General features: G+C 63.9%; 19 protein-coding genes and 1 pseudogene. 16 read left to right on the top strand and 4 right to left on the bottom strand.

Annotated features, from left to right (window positions below; genetic code table 11):
- Positions 1 to 22: 22 nt before the first annotated feature.
- The gene (locus QXK92_RS03740; RefSeq protein WP_306240316.1) at positions 23 to 415 is read right to left on the bottom strand and encodes a limonene-1,2-epoxide hydrolase family protein; all 393 of its coding nucleotides are present in this window, start codon (positions 413 to 415) and stop codon (positions 23 to 25) included.
- A gap of 291 nt (positions 416 to 706) precedes the next feature.
- Here QXK92_RS03740 and QXK92_RS34050 point away from each other — a divergent pair, with 291 nt between their 5' ends.
- A complete protein-coding gene (locus tag QXK92_RS34050) occupies positions 707 to 2,008 on the top strand; it encodes a serine/threonine-protein kinase (RefSeq protein ID WP_371934492.1) in 1,302 nt (433 codons plus the stop codon).
- 9 nt (positions 2,009 to 2,017) lie between these two features.
- Here QXK92_RS34050 and QXK92_RS03730 read toward each other — a convergent pair whose 3' ends face one another.
- Entirely contained in the window at positions 2,018 to 3,196 is a 1,179-nt protein-coding gene (locus QXK92_RS03730; protein WP_306240315.1) for a LuxR C-terminal-related transcriptional regulator, read from the bottom strand.
- Between the two features lie 116 nt (positions 3,197 to 3,312).
- On the opposite strand from QXK92_RS03730, the gene QXK92_RS03725 reads away from it, so the two are divergent.
- The 15 genes and pseudogenes from QXK92_RS03725 to QXK92_RS03655 all read left to right on the top strand — a co-directional run.
- Positions 3,313 to 4,557 carry a cytochrome P450 gene (locus QXK92_RS03725; RefSeq protein ID WP_306240314.1) on the top strand — a complete coding sequence of 415 codons (1,245 nt, stop codon included), beginning with the start codon at positions 3,313 to 3,315 and terminating at the stop codon, positions 4,555 to 4,557.
- The gene (locus QXK92_RS03720; protein ID WP_306240313.1) at positions 4,554 to 4,958 is read left to right on the top strand and encodes a nuclear transport factor 2 family protein; all 405 of its coding nucleotides are present in this window, start codon (positions 4,554 to 4,556) and stop codon (positions 4,956 to 4,958) included. The genes QXK92_RS03725 and QXK92_RS03720 overlap by 4 nt, the downstream gene beginning before the upstream one ends.
- 179 nt (positions 4,959 to 5,137) lie before the next feature.
- A complete protein-coding gene (locus QXK92_RS03715) occupies positions 5,138 to 5,911 on the top strand; it encodes an ABC transporter permease (RefSeq protein ID WP_306240311.1) in 774 nt (257 codons plus the stop codon).
- A 4-nt stretch (positions 5,912 to 5,915) separates the two neighbouring features.
- Positions 5,916 to 6,731: an ABC transporter permease gene (locus QXK92_RS03710; RefSeq protein ID WP_306240310.1), complete on the top strand. Its 816-nt coding sequence runs from the start codon at positions 5,916 to 5,918 to the stop codon at positions 6,729 to 6,731.
- A gap of 4 nt (positions 6,732 to 6,735) precedes the next feature.
- The gene (locus QXK92_RS03705; RefSeq protein WP_306240309.1) at positions 6,736 to 8,073 is read left to right on the top strand and encodes an MCE family protein; all 1,338 of its coding nucleotides are present in this window, start codon (positions 6,736 to 6,738) and stop codon (positions 8,071 to 8,073) included.
- Between the two features lie 34 nt (positions 8,074 to 8,107).
- Entirely contained in the window at positions 8,108 to 9,136 is a 1,029-nt protein-coding gene (locus QXK92_RS03700; RefSeq protein WP_306240308.1) for a virulence factor Mce family protein, read from the top strand.
- Positions 9,133 to 10,365 (top strand): virulence factor Mce family protein, encoded by a 1,233-nt coding sequence (locus QXK92_RS03695; protein ID WP_306240307.1) that lies wholly within the window; start codon positions 9,133 to 9,135, stop codon positions 10,363 to 10,365. The genes QXK92_RS03700 and QXK92_RS03695 overlap by 4 nt, the downstream gene beginning before the upstream one ends.
- Complete coding sequence (locus tag QXK92_RS03690) at positions 10,362 to 11,615, top strand: virulence factor Mce family protein (protein WP_306240306.1); 1,254 nt, start codon at positions 10,362 to 10,364, stop codon at positions 11,613 to 11,615. The genes QXK92_RS03695 and QXK92_RS03690 overlap by 4 nt, the downstream gene beginning before the upstream one ends.
- Positions 11,612 to 12,754, top strand: a complete 1,143-nt coding sequence (locus tag QXK92_RS03685; RefSeq protein WP_306240305.1) for a virulence factor Mce family protein — start codon at positions 11,612 to 11,614, stop codon at positions 12,752 to 12,754. The genes QXK92_RS03690 and QXK92_RS03685 overlap by 4 nt, the downstream gene beginning before the upstream one ends.
- Positions 12,754 to 14,208, top strand: coding sequence for an MCE family protein (locus tag QXK92_RS03680; RefSeq protein WP_306240304.1), 1,455 nt, complete (start codon positions 12,754 to 12,756; stop codon positions 14,206 to 14,208). Before QXK92_RS03685 ends, QXK92_RS03680 begins: the two co-directional genes overlap by 1 nt.
- On the top strand, positions 14,175 to 14,750 hold the full coding sequence (locus QXK92_RS03675) for a mammalian cell entry protein (protein WP_371934491.1): 576 nt from the start codon (positions 14,175 to 14,177) through the stop codon (positions 14,748 to 14,750). The genes QXK92_RS03680 and QXK92_RS03675 overlap by 34 nt, the downstream gene beginning before the upstream one ends.
- Before the next feature lie 5 nt (positions 14,751 to 14,755).
- Positions 14,756 to 15,238, top strand: coding sequence for a hypothetical protein (locus QXK92_RS03670; RefSeq protein ID WP_306244175.1), 483 nt, complete (start codon positions 14,756 to 14,758; stop codon positions 15,236 to 15,238).
- Positions 15,239 to 15,242: 4 nt separating this feature from the next.
- Positions 15,243 to 15,593 carry a DUF732 domain-containing protein gene (locus QXK92_RS03665; RefSeq protein WP_306240303.1) on the top strand — a complete coding sequence of 117 codons (351 nt, stop codon included), beginning with the start codon at positions 15,243 to 15,245 and terminating at the stop codon, positions 15,591 to 15,593.
- Between the two features lie 55 nt (positions 15,594 to 15,648).
- The gene (locus QXK92_RS03660) at positions 15,649 to 16,236 is read left to right on the top strand and encodes a CAP domain-containing protein (protein WP_371934490.1); all 588 of its coding nucleotides are present in this window, start codon (positions 15,649 to 15,651) and stop codon (positions 16,234 to 16,236) included.
- Between the two features lie 106 nt (positions 16,237 to 16,342).
- A pseudogene (locus tag QXK92_RS03655) lies at positions 16,343 to 16,603 on the top strand (DUF222 domain-containing protein); the annotation flags it as partial.
- A gap of 83 nt (positions 16,604 to 16,686) precedes the next feature.
- Here QXK92_RS03655 and QXK92_RS03650 read toward each other — a convergent pair.
- Both QXK92_RS03650 and QXK92_RS03645 read right to left on the bottom strand, forming a co-directional pair.
- The gene (locus tag QXK92_RS03650) at positions 16,687 to 17,637 is read right to left on the bottom strand and encodes a nitronate monooxygenase family protein (RefSeq protein WP_306240301.1); all 951 of its coding nucleotides are present in this window, start codon (positions 17,635 to 17,637) and stop codon (positions 16,687 to 16,689) included.
- Positions 17,627 to 18,031, bottom strand: coding sequence for an NYN domain-containing protein (locus QXK92_RS03645; RefSeq protein ID WP_306240300.1), 405 nt, complete (start codon positions 18,029 to 18,031; stop codon positions 17,627 to 17,629). Before QXK92_RS03645 ends, QXK92_RS03650 begins: the two co-directional genes overlap by 11 nt.
- Between the last annotated feature and the right edge of the window lie 6 nt (positions 18,032 to 18,037).

Below are 18,037 nucleotides of genomic sequence, written 5' to 3'. Positions count from 1 at the left end.
AATCCTGCCAGAGAAGTATCGCCTAGAGCCGCAGGCCGCTCTGAGACTCGAAGTCCGCCAGGTCGAAGTAGTCGCTGAAGCGGGTGATCTTGCCGCCTTTCACTTCGAAAACGCCGGTGACCGGCAGTACGACTTTGCGACCGTCGTTCATGGTGAAGTAATCGATGCGTTCGGCGAGCACCAGGCCCGGCGCGGACGCCAGCGACACGATGTCCAGTTTGGCAGCCGAGAACGCGTCCAGGAATCCTTGGAAAGCGGCGCGGATTCCGTCGATGCCCTCGATCGGCTGGACCGGCACATTGTGGTAGACGGCGTCTTGGGCGAAACCGCTGCAGATGGTGTCGAGGTTGCGCAACTCCCAGGATCCGAGGAAGTCACGGACCAGCTGCTCGCTGATCTCCGTTGTGTCGGTCATAATCTGGACTCTCCCTGAAATCTAGTCCGGATTCAAAATGTACATCACCAATTACTTATACGCTAGGACAGAGGGATTGAGTTAGAACGAGGAAAATTATCTGTTATTGGCCGTGGACTTACTGGGTTGCACGGCATAAGTCCACCTGTTGGCCCGCGACGTTCCGCACCTGCCGCTCGCCAGGGCGCAACCCTTCTGTTGCAACTTTCTTCCGCAAATCCGTTGAGGTGTAACGCCTTTGAACCTGACACGATTCTGCCGGTCAGAGCGCCGGCCACGTCGTAGTTCGGCATGCTCAAGCCAGTGATCACGTTGGGTATGGTGAGCGATATGGAGGGTACGCCATTCGGGCGTTATCGCCTTGTCGAGTTGCTAGGTCGCGGCGGTATGGGCGAGGTTTGGCGGGCCCTTGACCCCCAGATGAACCGGTCGGTCGCCATCAAGTTGCTGCCGGCGAGTTTGGCAGAAGATAAGACCTACCGGGAACGATTTCGTAGGGAGGCGCGGGCAGCCGCGGGCATCGATGAACCACACGTGGTTCCAATCCACGACTTCGGTGAGGTCGAAGGCCGCCTATATGTGACCATGCGGCTGATCCGTGGTCGTGATCTGCAAATGCTTCTAAAGGACGGGGCGTTGCCGGCCGAGCGTGCGGTTCACATCACTGAGCAGATCGCCTCGGCCCTGCATGCTGCGCACGAAATTGGGCTCGTGCACCGGGATGTCAAACCCTCCAACATTCTGGTTACCGATGACGATTTCGCCTATTTGATCGATTTCGGCATCGCTCAGACTGCCGAAGAAACGGCCCTGACCAGTACTGGAACAACCATAGGAACCTGGGCGTACATGGCTCCCGAGAGGCTCAATACAGGAACGGCGGATGCTCGGTCAGACGTTTACGCCCTTGCGTGCGTGCTTCATGAAGCACTTACCGGCCGACGCCCCTTTCCGGGCGACAGTCTCGAACAACAGATCATCGGGCACCTCACTGTGCCCCCTCCTAGGCCGTCGGCGCTACAACCCGGGGTTCCCCCACCACTCGACGCGGTGGTTGCAGCCGGAATGTCCAAAGATCCGGCCAGTCGTTATGGCAACACCAAAGCGCTGGCCCGCGCTGCGCGCGCCGCACTGAGACTCTCGCCGCCATCACATGACAACTTGCAGCCCACCATGCCGACCTCACTGCCACCAACTTCCGCAGTAAGTACCGTCGATTCCCGCCTCGCACCAACTCGCCGCATCGGCGCTCCCACGCCACCACTTGCGGCGGCCAAGCTTAAGTGGAGCCGGGAAGGATGGCTGCACAAGGACACCCATGAAGTAGCCCCTGATGGTGATCCACGGGTGCCCAGAACGGTAGATCAGGCGAAGAAGGACCGCACTTGGTACCTAGTAGGGAGCCAAGCCGATGTAGCGGGTGGCTACTATCGGAGAGAAGTAGACGAGGGAACGTCGTTGGGCGCGCCACCGACCTACACGGCGAGCTGGCATCCAGACAATTGTCCGATACAGACGCTTGCTACTAACGCCAGTAGCAATCAGGCATACCAGGCATGCGTACGCCACTACCAAATACAGCAGCAGTTATAGCATTGAGCCTCACCCCAAGTCGGGCACGCTGGCCAGTCGCACATACGCCGATGCGGCCTCCGCGCGGTTGGTCGCATTCAGCTTGCGCAGCACCCTTTTGACGTGTGACTTGACCGTGCCCGCAGAGATCACCAGCTCATCGGCGATCTGCTGATTGGTGCGACCGGCCGCCATCAGTCGCAACACCTCCACTTCGCGACGGGTCAGCATCGCCATCACCCGCGTCTGTACCTCAGCCAAAGACCTTGCGGCGGGGCTTCGTTCGACCGGTTCGATCTTGCGCAGATCCAAATCCGCGTCCTGCATAGCACGGGCAGCTTCGTCAGCCGAGGCCAGCGCGCGCAGCACTTCGGCGTGCTGGCGGCGCATGCGCTCCAGCAACACCGTGCGCTCGTAGGCATAACCGAACCCTTCGGCGAAAGCCCACACCGTGTCCCGATCGATCTCGTCGACAATGCGCCCGGAGTAGAGCCGGTCGGCATGCAGGAACCCGATCACCTTGCCCGTCGGCATCACCGGTGCGGCCACGTAGGAGTGCGTGAGCGAGAAGTCGACGATCGGCCGGTTCACCCGCGGATCGTTACGCGCGTCGCGCACGATGGCCGGCGCGTGCCGGCGGATCATCTGCGTCTCGATCAACATGTGATCCAGCGGCGGCGCCACCGACTGCGCGAAGGCCACCATCTTCTCCGCACCAGTCGTGTCCTCACCGAAGTAGGCCGACTCCATGACCATTCGCCCTTCGTGCACACGAAACAGCACGGCGCGGTCGAATCCGCACGACTCCACCAGCTCGCGCGGCGCCCGGTCGACGATGGTCGCCACATCGTCGACTGCGCGCAATTTGCTCAACGCCTCCTGCACGGCCAACAACGCGAAAGTCCGCCGCTTGGCACCGTCCTCGATCAACTCCCGCTCCAAGGCGCACAAGTCCAGCAGCGATTCCAGCGCATCGGTTGCGGTCTCGCGCCCGATCGCCTCGAGCGCATTGCGAACAGCCGCGGCCTTGGCGTCGATGGCTTCGGCGACCACCGCCAGCGGGTCATCGGTGGGGTCGACCCCGCAGCCGTCGAACGCATCGCGGTAACGGCGGGCGGCGTCAGTCTCCCGCACCGGGTGCGAGCGCCACCCGGGGTGGTCTCCATCGGCCAGAGTTCCGAGAACCTGGTCATCGATCACGGTGCTCACTGTCCTCCCGGAAGTGGACTGGCGCGAGAGAATCCGGAAATTGCCCTCCTACGGGGGCAGGAGTCCTCTCCATCGGGGGATCGCTTTGCCACCGCCGCTGCCCGAAGCTGATCGACATGTCTTTCACGACCGTCCCCGCCATCGAACTGCTCACCACACCCGAGGGCATCGCCAACCCGTATCCGCTGTATGACCAGCTCCGTGCACTGTCTCCCGTTGCGGGATACCGGGATTGGCCGCCGGGGACGGTGCCCGGGGCAGATGAGCCCGTCACTGCGTGGGCCCTGTTCCGTTACGACCAGGTCCACGCGGCGGCACGCGACAGCACCACATTCTCCTCGCGGGATCCGCTGCAGGAGGCCTCGTCAGCGCCCAGCCTGATGCTGGTCAACACCGATCCGCCCAAGCATGAGGTGGAGCGCAAACTGGTGAGCCAGGCATTCTCGCCGCGGCGCGTTAAACGTCTCGAGGGCTGGTTGGGCGAGTTGGTCCCGCGCCTGCTCGACGATCTCGGAGCCGGCGAGGTGGACGTGATGGAATTCGCCGCGGAGGTCCCCACCCGAGCCATGGTTCGACTGCTCGGCTTGCCCGACGGCGACCACGTACGGTTCCGGCGCTGGGCCAACGCGTTCATGCTGTCGTCGACGCTGACGCCGCAGGAGCGCATGGCGAGCAACGAGGAGATGGTGGCGACGTTCGCCACGCGACTTGCCGAGCACACGGCCCGGTTGGCACAGCGGCCGTCCGGAGCCGATGGTGAGGACGTGGAAGACGCCGAAGATCTGATCTCCGCCCTGCTGCGCGCCGAGGTCGACGGGCAACGGCTCACGCCGGAGGAAATCGTGCGCTTCTGCGTGACGCTGGTGGTCGCGGGCAGCGAAACCACCACCTTCCTCATCGGCAACCTGTTGCACGCCCTTGCGCGAGAACCTCACGTGCAGCGGCGGGTTCGCGCCGACCGTGCACTACTCAACATCTTCATCGAAGAGACGATGCGGCTCGACGGACCACCGCAACGTCTCTTCCGCATCGCCACCCGCGACGTGGAGATCGACGGCAAGTCGATCCGTGCGGGGGACTGGGTGGCGCTGTTCTTCGGTTCGGCCAACCGCGATCCCGCGGTGTTTCCCGACCCCGACCGCCTCGACATCGACCGGCCCAACATTCGCCAGCAGCTGTCACTCGGTCACGGACTGCACTTCTGCCTCGGCGCAGCGCTGGCCAGGCTGGAGGTCATGTCGGTGCTCAACGCCGTACTGGATCGCTGTTCGACCATCACGCTGACCGACGACCCCGGCACCAAGCAGACCGCCAGTCTGCTGACGCACGCGTATGTCCGCCTGCCCCTTCACCTTTCATGACGAACGCCGCACGCAACATCGCAGCGACCAAGGCGGTTTACGCCGCGGTTCCGGCGGGCGACCTGCAGACTGCGCTGGCCCACCTGGATCCCGAGGTCCGCATCACCTACTACGGCACCGAAAGCATCCCGTATGCCGGCGAGTATCGGGGCATCGACGAAGCGGTGACGTTCTTCACCACGGTCGGTCAGCACATCGAGATCGTCGAGATGCAGGCTTGGAAGTTCATCGCCGAAGGTGACGACCTGGCCGCATGGGGACGCCAGCGGTTCCGCCGGCTTGCCACCGGACACGAATGGGAGTCGGAGTTCGCCCACATCATCACCCTGCGCGAGGGTCGCTGGCTGCACTTCCGTGACTTCATGAACTCGGCGCTCACGTTGCAAGCGTTCACCTCATGATCCGCCAGATCCCGATATCAGCAAGATACATGCTTGCAGATAATCAGTGTTTTGCTTGGTAATTTGCCGTACGTCATGCGAAATATGAGCGTATCGTCTATGGACATGAGCGCTGCGTTCCGCGTACCCTCGCGGATGTCACACGTCCACTTCGATCAGCCCGGGGGGTGCGCGGCGACATGGTGATCGCGATCGGCCAAGCGGCCAAACCGGTCCGCGCGATCGGCGATTTCTTCGCGATTTCCCTGGATACGTTCCTGGCCACCTTCCGGGCGCCGTTCGCCTGGCGCGAGTACCTGCTGCAGTGCTGGTTCGTCGCGCGGGTATCGACCCTGCCCGGCATCCTGATGACCATCCCGTGGGCCGTCATTTCGGGATTCCTCTTCAACGTATTGCTGACCGACATCGGCGCCGCCGACTTCTCTGGCACCGGATGTGCGATCTTCACCGTGGATCAGAGCGCTCCGATCGTCACCGTCCTGGTCGTCGCCGGCGCCGGATCCACCGCCATGTGTGCCGATCTGGGGGCCCGCACCATCCGGGAGGAACTCGACGCGCTGCGGGTGATGGGTATCAATCCGATTCAGGCACTTGCGGTTCCCCGCGTGCTGGCGGCCACCACCATCTCGCTGGCCCTCAGTTCGATCGTGACTGCGACAGGATTGATCGGAGCCTTCTTCTGCTCGGTGTTCCTCATGCACGTATCGGCGGGCGCCTGGGTAAGCGGACTCACCACCCTGACCCACACCATCGACGTGATCATCTCGATGATCAAGGCGACGCTGTTCGGCCTCATGGCAGGACTGATCGCCTGCTACAAGGGCATGTCGGTCGGCGGCGGCCCCGCCGGCGTGGGGCGTGCGGTCAACGAGACGGTGGTATTCGCCTTCATCGTCCTGTTCGTCATCAACATCATCGTCACCGCAGTCGGCATGCCGTTCATGGTGTCGTGAGATCATGACAATGACGCAAAGCGTTGCAGCCGAATGGAATCGGCTGGGAGCACAGATGCGGTTCTACATCAGCACCCTGACAGGGATCCCCGATGCCGTACTGCACTACCGGGGCGAACTACTGCGCGTGATCGCGCAGATGGGTTTAGGTGTCGGCACACTCGCGGTGATCGGCGGAACGGTCGTCATCGTCGGTTTCCTCGCGATGACCACCGGCGCAATCGTTGCGGTGCAGGGCTACAACCAGTTCGCGTCGGTGGGGGTGGAGGCCCTCACCGGTTTCGCGTCCGCCTTCTTCAACACCCGCGAGATCCAGCCGGGAACCGTGATGGTCGCACTGGCGGCCACGGTCGGTGCCGGTGCCACGGCGCAGTTGGGCGCCATGCGGATCAACGAGGAGATCGACGCGCTCGAGGTGATCGGCATCCGCAGCGTCAGCTACCTGGCCAGCACCCGGGTGCTGGCCGGCGTGGTCGTGGCAGTGCCGCTGTTCTGCGTCGGGCTGATGACGGCGTACCTGGCCGCCCGGCTGGGCACCACGGCCGTCTACGGGCAGGGCTCCGGCGTCTACGACCACTACTTCAACACTTTTCTTCGTCCCACCGACGTGCTCTGGTCGTCGTTCGAGGTCGTCGTCGTGGCCCTGCTGATCATGCTGGTGTGTACCTACTACGGCTACACCGCGCACGGCGGTCCGGCGGGGGTGGGCGAGGCGGTCGGCCGGGCGGTGCGGGCCTCGATGGTCATCGCCTCGATCGCCATCGTCATCATGACGCTCGCCATCTACGGCCAGTCCCCGAACTTCCACCTCGCGAGCTAGCGACATGAGCCGCGGTCCGGGTCGACACCGTCTGCACGACGGCTGGTGGACGCTGATCCTGTTGACCACCATCGGGATTGTCGTCCTGGTGACTGCGGTGTCGTTCGACGGAACCTTGCACACGTACGTACCGGTGACATTGACCGCGGACCGCTCCGGGCTGGTGATGGACACCGACGCCAAGGTCATGATGCGCGGCGTGCAGGTAGGCCGGGTCAGCCAGATCGCCGACGACAAATCGGGTACCCGGCTCGGCCTGCAACTCGAGCCCGATCAAATGCGTTACATCCCAGCCAATGTCGAGGCACGGATCAGTGCCACCACCGCTTTCGGCGCCAAGTTCGTCGAGTTGGTCGTGCCGCAACAGCCGAGCCGGGCACGACTGGCCGCCGGGGCGGTTCTGCACTCCACGAACGTCGCCACCGAGATCAACACCGTCTTCGAGAATGTGGTGAGCCTGCTCAACGTCATCGACCCTCTGAAGCTCAACGCCGTGCTGACCGCGGTGGCCGACGCCGTACGGGGACAGGGTGAGCGAATCGGCAGGGCCACCACTGATCTCAATGAAGTGCTGACGGCCCTCAACGACCGCAGCGAGAACATCCGCCGGGACTGGAAGTCGTTGAAAAACTTCTCCGACACCTATGACGCCGCCGCCCGGGACATCCTGACCATCCTGGACGCCGCCAGCACCACCAGCACCACGATCACCCATCACGCCAAGGAGTTGGATTCCCTGCTGCTCAACGTCATCGGCCTGTCAAGCTCTGGAACCACTCTGTTGGGGAGAAGTAGGGACAATCTCGTCGCCGGAGTCAACCTTCTGGAACCGACGACCCGACTGCTGGGCAAGTACAGCCCCGAGTACACCTGCTTCCTGCAGGGCGTCACGTGGTACCTCAACAACGGCGGTTACGAGGCATGGGGCGGCGCCGACGGCCGCACACTGCAACTCGATGTCGCTCTGCTGCTGGGCAACGACCCCTACGCCTTCCCTGACAATCTGCCGTTGGTGGCCGCCAAGGGTGGCCCCGGCGGACGACCCGGATGCGGATCGCTGCCCGATGCCAGCAAGAACTTCCCGGTGCGCGAACTGGTCACCAATACCGGCTGGGGCACCGGCATCGACATCCGGCCCAATCCCGGTCTCGGACATCCGTGTTGGGCCGACTATTTCCCGGTGACTCGCGCGGTGCCTGAGCCGCCCTCGATCCGGCAGTGCATTCCCGGCCCGGCGGTCGGCCCCAACCCGGGCGGGCCGCCATACGGTGCGGCGCTGTACGGCCCAGGGGGAGTACCGCTGTGGCCCGGGGTACCACCGGCAGCACCTGGCCCACCGTGATCGGCCGAGAAACCACCAGAGCAGGAGAGCAACCATGCGGGACAGTCTGAGAGGCACCGTGCTGCGCCTCGGCGTCTTCTTCGCGGTGTGCCTGCTGACCGCTTTCGTGCTGATTGCCGTCTTCGGAGAGGTGCGGTTCACCGACGGCAAAACCTACTTCGCCGATTTCACGAACGTTTCAAACCTGCGGCAGGGCAAACTCGTTCGCATTGCCGGGGTGGAAGTCGGCAAGGTCACCAAGATTTCCATCAATCCCGATGCAACGGTGCACGTCGAGTTCACCGCAGAGGACTCGGTCACGCTCACCGAAGGGACGCAGGCCGTTATCCGCTACGACAATCTGTTCGGTGACCGCTATCTGGCCTTGGAGGAAGGCGCCGGTAACCTCACCGTTCTGCGCCCCGGACAGACGATTCCCCTGGCGCGCACCAAACCCGCCCTGGATCTCGACGCCCTGATCGGCGGCTTCAAACCACTTTTCCGCGCCCTCAACCCGGACCAGGTCAACGCGCTGAGCGATCAACTCCTGCAGGCTTTCCAGGGACAGGGGCCCACGATCACCTCATTCCTCGATCAGGCCGCGGTGCTGACCAACACGCTGGCCGACCGCGATCAGTTGATCGGGCAGGTCATCGGCAACCTCAACGTCGTCCTGGGTTCGCTTGGCGGCCAGAGCGATCGACTCGATCAGGCAGTCGTCTCACTGTCACAACTGGTGCGCGGACTTGCTGAACGCAAAAACGACATCTCGAATGCGGTGGCCTACACCAACGCCGCGTCGGGTTCCATCGCCGACCTGCTGGCACAGGCGCGTGCGCCGTTCACCAAAGTGGTGCACGAAACCGGCCGCGTCGCAGACATCGCGCTGGCCGACCACGACTATCTCGACAACCTGCTCAACACGCTGCCAGACAAGTATCAGGCGCTGGTACGCCAGGGCATGTACGGCGACTTCTTCGCCTTCTATCTGTGCGACGTGGTGCTCAAGGTCAACGGCAAAGGCGGACAACCGGTGTACGTCAAGGTCGCCGGGCAGCCGACGGGACGGTGCGCGCCGAAATGAGAAGCTTCGCCGAACGCAACCGGCTTGTCCTCGGCACGGTCGGCATCGCTGCCGTGACCGCAGCGGTGGTGGGCGCCCTGCAATACCAACATCTTCCGTTCTTCGACCACGGCACGCGCGTCTCAGCCTACTTCGCCGACGCCGGCGGGCTCAGGACCGACAACACCGTCGAGGTGTCCGGCTATCCGGTGGGCAAGGTGTCCTCCATCGAGCTCGACGGACCCGGCGTACTGGTCACCTTCACCATCGACAACGACATCCGGCTCGGTGACCGCACGGAGGCGGCGATCAAGACCAAGGGCCTACTGGGCAGCAAGTTTCTCGATGTCCTGCCGCGCGGCGGGGGCCGGCTCACCGGACCGATCCCGATCGAGCGGACCATGTCGCCCTACCAATTGCCAGATGCGCTAGGCGATTTGGCGACCACGATCAGCGGCCTCAACACCAGCCAGCTGTCGGCGTCGCTGGACATGCTGTCGCAGACCTTCGCCGACACACCGGCAGATTTCCGGAACGCCGTCAAGGGAGTAGCCCGGCTCGCGCAGACCCTCGACGAGCGCGATACCCAGCTGCGCAACCTGCTCGACAATGCGGCCAAAGCGACGCGGGTGCTGGCCAAGCGCACTGACCAGATCGTCGACCTGGTGCGCGACACGAATGCCGTCCTCGCGCAACTGCGAACCCAGAGCACAGCGCTGGACCAACTGTGGGCGAACATCTCGGCGGTGTCGAAACAGTTGCAGGGCTTCATCGCCGAGAATCGGCAGCAACTACGCCCGGCACTGGACAAGCTCAATGGCGTACTCACCATCGTCGAGAACCGCAAAGAGCGCCTCCAACAGGCCCTTCCCTTGCTCAACTCCTATGTCATGTCGCTGGGTGAATCACTGTCGTCGGGACCGTTTTTCAAGGCCTACGTGGTCAATCTGCTGCCTGGCCAGTTCGTGCAGCCGTTCATCAGCGCCGCGTTCTCCGATCTGGGATTGGATCCGGCGACTCTGCTCCCCTCGCAACTGACCGACCCCCCGACCGGTCAGCCGGGCACGCCGGCCTTGCCTGTTCCGTACCCGCGGACGGGGCAGGGCGGCGAACCGCGACTGAATCTGCCCGACGCCATCACCGGCAACCCCGGCGATCCGCGCTACCCGTACCGTCCGGAACCACCGGCTCCGCCACCCGGTGGACCGCCGCCCGGCCCGCCGGCGCAGCAACCGGGAGGCACTCCGTGACAACGAGATTGCGGCGTGCCCGCTCGGTCCTGGCGACCACCCTTGCGCTGGTGTTCGTGGCGGGGGTCATCGTCGCGATGCGGACCGCGGGGGACACCGGCCGGACGGTCGTGGTCGCCTACTTCGACAACAGCAGCGGCCTGTTCGCCGGAGACGACATCCGCATCCGCGGAGTGCCGGTAGGGAAGATCCTCAAGATCGAACCCCAACCACTGCGGTCCAAGATCACCTTCTGGTTCGACCAGCGGCACAAGGTTCCCGCCGATGCGAAGGCAGCGATCCTGTCACCGCAACTGGTGACCGGCCGGGCGATTCAACTGACGCCTCCCTACCACGGCGGCCCCACCATGGTCGACGGTGCGGTCATTCCACAGGACCGCACCGCGGTGCCGGTCGAGTGGGACGATCTGCGCAATCAGCTACAACGGCTCACCGAACTGCTGAAACCCACCCGGCCCGGCGGTGTCAGCACGCTCGGCGCCCTCATCAACACCGCCGCCGACAACCTGCGCGGCCAGGGCTCCACCATCCGCGACACCATCCTCAAACTGTCCCAGGCGGTCTCGGCGCTGGGCGACCACAGCAACGACATCTTCGCCACCCTGAAGAACTTGTCGACCTTGGTGACGGCGTTGCACGACAGCGCAGATCTGCTTGAGCAACTCAACCGGAATTTGGCTTCGGTCTCCGCACTGCTGGCCGACGATCCCCACAAGGTCGCCGCGGCGGCCGAGGATCTGAACGCCGTCGTCGCCGACGTTCAAAGTTTCGCCGCCGATAACCGCGAGGCGGTCGGGACGGCATCGGACAAACTGTCGTCGATCACCCAGGCGCTGGTGGCCAGCCTCGACGACATCAAGCAGACCCTGCACATCAGCCCGACCGTGCTGCAGAACTTCAACAACATCTTCGAGCCGGCAAACGGATCGCTGACCGGAGCTCTGGCCGGTACCAATATGGCCAATCCAATCGCGTTCCTGTGCGGGGCAATTCAGGCGGCCTCACGACTCGGCGGGGAGCAGGCAGCGAAGCTCTGCGCGCAGTACATGGCCCCGATCGTCAAGAACCGTCAGTACAACTTCCCGCCGCTGGGGGAGAACCTGTTCGTCGGGGCGCAGGCCAGACCTAACGAGATCACCTACAGCGAGGACTGGATGCGTCCCGACTTCGTGCCGCCCGGTGCGCCGGTACACCCCGATCCCGCCGCCGGCCTTCCCGGACTGATGTTGCCGCCCGGAGCCGGCTCATGAAAAGACTGGTGACGCTCGTAGCGGCGCTTGCAATCGTGGCCGGCGTTTCCGGATGTGGCTGGCACGGGCTGAACTCACTGCCACTACCCGGCACGGAGGGCAATGGACCCGGCTCATTCGTGATCGCCGTGCAGATGCCCGACGTCAACAACATCCAGGCGAATTCACGGGTGCGCGTCGCGGACGTGACAGTCGGTCACGTCACCAAAATCGAGCGGCAGGGCTGGCACGCGCTGGTCACCATGCGCCTCAACAGTGATGTCGCGCTGCCCGAAAACGCTACGGCAAAAATCGGCACCACCAGCCTGCTGGGCTCATATCACATCGAGCTGGCGCCACCGAAAACCGAAGCACCCCAGGGTAAGTTGCGTGCCGGATCAGTCATTCCGCTCTCACGCGGCAGTGCCTATCCGAGTACCGAGCAGACGTTGGCAGCGTTGTCCCTGGTACTGAACGGCGGCGGCCTGGGCCAGATCCAGGACATCACCGAGGCATTGAGTACTGCGTTCCGCGGCCGTGAGCATGACGTGCGCAGCTTGATCGGGCAACTGGACCGCTTCTCGGCCTACCTCAACGATCAGTCCGGCGACATCATCGCCGCTACCGACAGTTTGAACAGGGTGGTCGGCAAGTTCGCCACCCAGCAACCCGTACTGGACCGCGCGTTGGCGACCATCCCTGAAGCACTCGCGGTGCTCAACGACGAACGCGACAAGCTCGTCGAGGCCGCCGATCAGTTGAGCAAATTCAGCGCCCTGACGACGGACTCGGTCAACAAAACCAAAGCCAGCCTGGTCAGCGAATTATCACAGTTGGGACCGGTTTTGGAGTCACTGGCCAATGCCGGACCGAGTCTGACGCGGTCGCTATCGCTACTGGGCACCTTCCCGTTCCCTAATGAGACGTTCCAGAACTTCCAGCGCGGCGACTACGCCAACCTGACGGCGATCGTCGACCTGACGCTCAGCCGGATCGACCAGGGCATCTTCACCGGCACCCGGTGGGAGTGCCATCTCACCCAACTCGAACTGCAGTGGGGCCGCACCATCGGCCAGTTCCCCAGTCCGTGTACCGGTGGCTTCCGGGGCACGCCAGGTAATCCGCTGACGGCCCCCTACCACTTTGAGCAGGGGCCCTAGTGCTACACCTGCCGCGGCGAATCATCGTCCAATTGGTCATCTTCGGCGTCATCGCCCTGAGCGTGCTGGCAGTGACGTTCTTGCACTTCGTCAGATTGCCGGCCATGTTGTTCGGGGTCGGCCGATATACGGTGACGATGCAGCTGCCGGAATCGGGCGGACTCTACGGAACCGGCAACGTCACCTACCGCGGATTCGAGGTGGGCCGAGTGGAATCCGTGCGACTGACCGAGTCCGGCGTCGAAGCGGTGCTGTCTTTGAAATCCGGCATCGACATCCCGTCCGACCTCAAGGCGGAGGTACACAGCCACACCGCGATCGGTGAATCCTACGTCGAGTTGCTGCCCCGCAACGGCACCTCACCGCCACTCAAAGACGGCGACGTGATTGCGCTGTCCAACACCTCGGTGCCGCCCGACATCAATGGATTGCTCAGCTCCGCCAACTCGGCCATCGCTGCGATACCTCGCGACAACCTGCAGACCGTCGTCGACGAGTCATACACCGCCGTCGGTGGCCTGGGGCCCGAACTTTCGCGACTGGTAGCAGGTTCGACGACCTTGGCCACCGACGCCCGCCGCAATCTCGATCCGCTGTTGACGCTGATCGACCGCACGCCAGCGGTGCTTGACACCCAGACCCAGACCTCGGATGCGATCGCGGGTTGGGCCTCGCACCTGGCGGCCGTCACCGCCGATCTACAGGCGCACGACGGCGCGGTCAGCGGCATCCTCGAGCACGGCGGCCCGGCCCTGCAGGAAGTGCGTCAGCTGATCGACCGCGTGCAACCGACCCTGCCGGTTCTCCTGGCCAACCTGGTCAGCGTCGGCCAGGTGGCGTTGACCTATCAGAACGACATCGAGCAACTCCTCGTCGTGTTCCCACGCTCGATCGAGGCCGAACAGGCGGGCATTCTCGCCAACCTCAACACCAAGCAGGACTATCGAGGGCAGTACTTGAGTTTCAACCTGAACCTCAATCTGCCACCGCCGTGTACCACCGGCTTCCTGCCAGCCCAGCAGCAGCGCATCCCGACGTTCGAGGACTATCCGGGCCGACCGGCCGGTGACCTGTACTGCCGGGTGCCGCAGGACTCACCGCTGAATGTTCGCGGCGCGCGAAACATCCCATGCGAAACCGTGGCCGGAAAGCGGGCGCCCACGGTCAAACTCTGCGAGAGCGCCGAGCAGTACGTGCCGCTCAATGACGGCTTCAACTGGAAGGGCGACCCGAACGCCACGATGTCGGGGCAGGCGGTCCCGCAGTTGCCACCCGGATCCGCGCCCCTGCCGACGCCCCCACCCGCGCCCCCGCCGCCGGCCGCGGCCGAATACGACCCTGCCACCGGCACTTACACCGGACCCGACGGGCACCAGTACACCCGATCGGATCTCGCTCAAACCGCACCGAAGGACAAGACATGGCAATCGATGCTGCTGCCGCCGGGCAGCTGACAGCGGAATCCGTTGCAGCTGAGGATGAATCCCCGGTGCCGATGCGAGGGAGACGGACTCTTTCCACCCAAGGGTGGTCGACGGTGTTCGGTGTGCTTGCAGTGGTCGCCTTGACGACACTGACTTGCTGGCTCGGAATGCGCTGCCATCAGTCGCGCAACGCTCAGGTCCAGCGCAGTCAGTTCCTTCAGGTGGCCCGGCAGGGTGCACTGAACCTGACGACCATCGATTGGCAGCACGCCGACGTGGATGTGCGGCGAATACTCGACGGCGCCACGGGGGAGTTCTACAACGACTTCGCCAGGCGGTCAGGCCCGTTCATCGAGGTGCTGCAACAGGCCAAGGCCGCGACGGTCGGCACCATCACCGAGGCGGGGCTGGAGTCAGAGGCCGCCGATTCCGCCCAGGCGTTGGTGGAAGTGTCCGTACAGACCTCGAATGCCGGCGAAGTTGAACCGGTTCCCCGGATATGGCGAATGCGGGTCACAGTTGCCAAAATCGGCGATCAAGTCAAGGTCTCCAACGTAGGATTCGTGCCATGAGCGCGATCAAATGGTCGCGGGTGCTCACCTACGGACTGCTGCCGGCGGTGGCGTTGTCGCTGGCGGCGGCTGCTGGCTGGCTGAAGTGGCAGGACACATCGGTCCGCGACGGAATCGTGGCTCGCACCGAATCGATACGTGCCGCCACCGAAGGCACCGTCGCGTTATTGTCCTACAAGCCCGACACCGTGCAGCAGGATCTCGACGCCGCGCGCGGTCGGTTGACCGGTACGTTCCTCAGCGCCTACACCCAACTCACCCACGATGTGGTGATCCCCGGCGCCAAGCAGAAGCAAATCTCCGCCGTCGCGACCGTTCCGGGAGCCGCGTCGGTTTCGGCGACCGCTGACCATGCCGTGGTTCTGTTGTTCGTGAGCCAGACTGTCACCGTCGGCCATGACGCACCGACCAGCACCGCGTCCAACGTCCGGGTCACCCTCGACAAACGCGGCGGGCGTTGGCTGATCTCGCAGTTCGATCCGGTCTGAGGTGATGCCGATGCGCCGCTTCGCTTCTCTCATCGTATTGGCCGGCTCGTTGCTGGTCGTCGGCGCGCAACCACAGGCTCACGCTGATGCTGTCGCCTACCTGGTGAACGTGACGATGCGGCCCGGATACGGCTTCGCCAATGCCGATGAGGCTTTGCAGTACGGAAATGGTCTGTGCGACAGGGCTTCTGAGGGACGCAGCTATGCGCTGTTGATCGGCGATATCAAGACCGACTTCAACACAGCCGACGAGTATCAAGCGTCTTATCTATTGAGCCAGGCCGTCAACGAGTTGTGCCCTGCCCTGATTTGGCAACTACGCAACTCTGCGGCCAACTATCGGATTGGAGGCTGAGATGCGACGGCTCGTACTCACACTTTCCACACTCTCACTGGGCGTGGTGTCCGGTATGGCCACAGCGCATGCGGACAATAAGCGCCTCAACGACAGCGTGGTCGCGAATGTGTTCACCGTGCAACACCAGGCCGGCTGCAAAAACGATGTAAGAATCAACCCCCAGCTGCAGTTTGCCGCTCAACGGCACACGCTGGATGTCCTGAACAACCGAAACCTTAATGGCGACATCGGCTCCGACGGTTCCACACCCCAGGACCGAGCCGCCGCTGCAGGCTATCGCGGCAAGGTCGCCGAAACGGTGGCAATAAATCCCGCCATGGCGATCAGCGGGGTCGAGTTGCTCAACCAGTGGTATTACGAGCCCGCATATTTCGCGATCATGTCGAACTGCGCCAACAGTCAGATTGGCGTGTGGTCGGAGAACAGCCCGGACCGGACTGTTGTGGTAGCGGTCTACGGCCAGCCTGACGCCCCCACTGTCAACCCACCCCGGTCGCCATCCGCCGTAGCGGCGCAGGAGAACATTCCGCTTGATCCCCGGCCGGATTACGACGCCACCGACGAGATCGAGTACGCGGTCGATTGGTTTCCCTGGATCCTGCGCGGCGTGAACCCGCCGCCTGGAATTCCGCCGGAGTAGAGGAGCAGTGCGGCGCAACCGTTGAGCATCAGATAAGCTTATTTATCAAGGCCTTTCGTCCTCGTCGCGATCCGAACTTGTCGGTGGTCCTTCGTAGAATTCGGGTATGTCATCGAGTTCGCTTGAGGAGATCGTGGAGGTCTTCGACGCGTCCGAGGAGGTGCAGGACCGGCTGTGCGCGTTGAGCTTTGACGCACTCACCACCCCCGAGCTGCTGCGGGCCCTGGAGCGCCTGGAACGCCGCGAGCGCCGAGAGCGGTCGGTGCGCCACACCCTGATCAACCACCTCAAAACCCAGGCCAGTGCGGACGAGCTCGGCGGCAAACTGCCCGCCGCACTGGCCGAGCGGCTACGGATCACCAAAGCCGAAGCCAACACCGGACCAGGGCAAGCCCTACACCGCGCACATGCGAGTGACCAAGGTCGACAGAGAGCAGATGTTGTTCGACGTCAATTCCCGGCCGAGCTAGGCAGCCGATCGGCAGTGGCGGCCAACACCTGCCGGCACCCCGCCCACATTCGGTCAATGATGTCGGCGGCCGGCGGAAGATCGTCGATGCGCCCGGCGACCTGACCGGTGTTCGCGACACTGGCGTCCATATCGCCGTCGAAGTAAAGCCGTTGCACCCGCTGCAGTGCTGCGCCTCCGGCCTCGAATGATCCGGCGCTATCGAGCTTTTCGGCGGCAGGCGTCCGAATCACGCGCATCATCCGCCTGCCGTCCAGAGGCAGCAGCACCGTGGACGTCTCGTCGGCACTGACCACCGCCTGCTTGAGGTTGCCGTGCACCGGGGAGTCCGCCGAAGCCAGCAGTCGGGTTCCCATCTGCACACCGTCGGCGCCGAGTACCAACGCGGCAGCCATCGATCGGGCGTCACAGATACCACCCGCCGCCACGATCGGCACGTCGACATGTGCTGCCACCAAGGGCAATAAGACCATCGTCGAGGCGCCGAAGCGATTCTTGAAGCCGCCCCCCTCCACACCTTCGACCACCAGGCCGTCCACGCCGGCGTCCACGGCCTTCCTCGCCGCCGCCAGCGTGCCGACCACGTGGAACACGGTGATGCCAGCGTCATGCAGGCGGGTGGTGAACAGCGACGGGTCACCGGCCGACGTCGTGACAAAACGAATATTGTTGTCCGCCAGGAGATCGACGACCGCCGGGTCGCGATTGAACAGCAACGCGATGTTGGCTCCGACGGGCCGGTCGGTGAGTTCGCCCACCCGCTGCACGTCGGCACGACCCTGTTCGGACGTGGTTTCGATAATTCCCAGCGCCCCGGCATTGGACACCGCCGCCGCCAGTTGAGCGCCGGCGATGTAGGTCATGGGCGCTTGAACGATCGGGATGTCAATGCCCGCCAGCGCGCATAACCGGTTGGTCTGATCAATCGGCATGGGGCCCTCCGCGTTTGACGTTGCGCGGGTCGATCAGGTCACGGAAACCTTCGGCGCGGGTCACCGACGCACCGAGGCTGCGCACCCGCTCGCTCAGCACCCTGTCTGATGTCACGACCCGGATTTCGCTGGGCCGTGGGTCGGCCCGGACCAACCGGACGATCTCGTCATCGGCCGAATTCGCCGCCGCCCGAGGCGCATACGTCACCTCGATCAGTGACGACCGGATCGCCGTCGACGGCGGGCGCTCGAACACTACCGTGACCGGCTCACGCTGAGCGTCGGCCCAGCTGTCAAGCCGGTCCGCCAACACCACCATGGCGCGCTGACGATCCTTCCACCAGCCATCCGGGCGACTACCGATGACATTCATTCCGTCGACGATCCACCGCACACCTCA

Origin of the sequence: Mycobacterium sp. TY815 (assembly GCF_030755135.1) — a bacterium.
Taxonomy (GTDB): Bacteria; Actinomycetota; Actinomycetes; order Mycobacteriales; family Mycobacteriaceae; genus Mycobacterium.
Note: the sequence above shows the minus strand (reverse complement) of the source record. Positions and strands in the feature narration are given on the sequence as shown.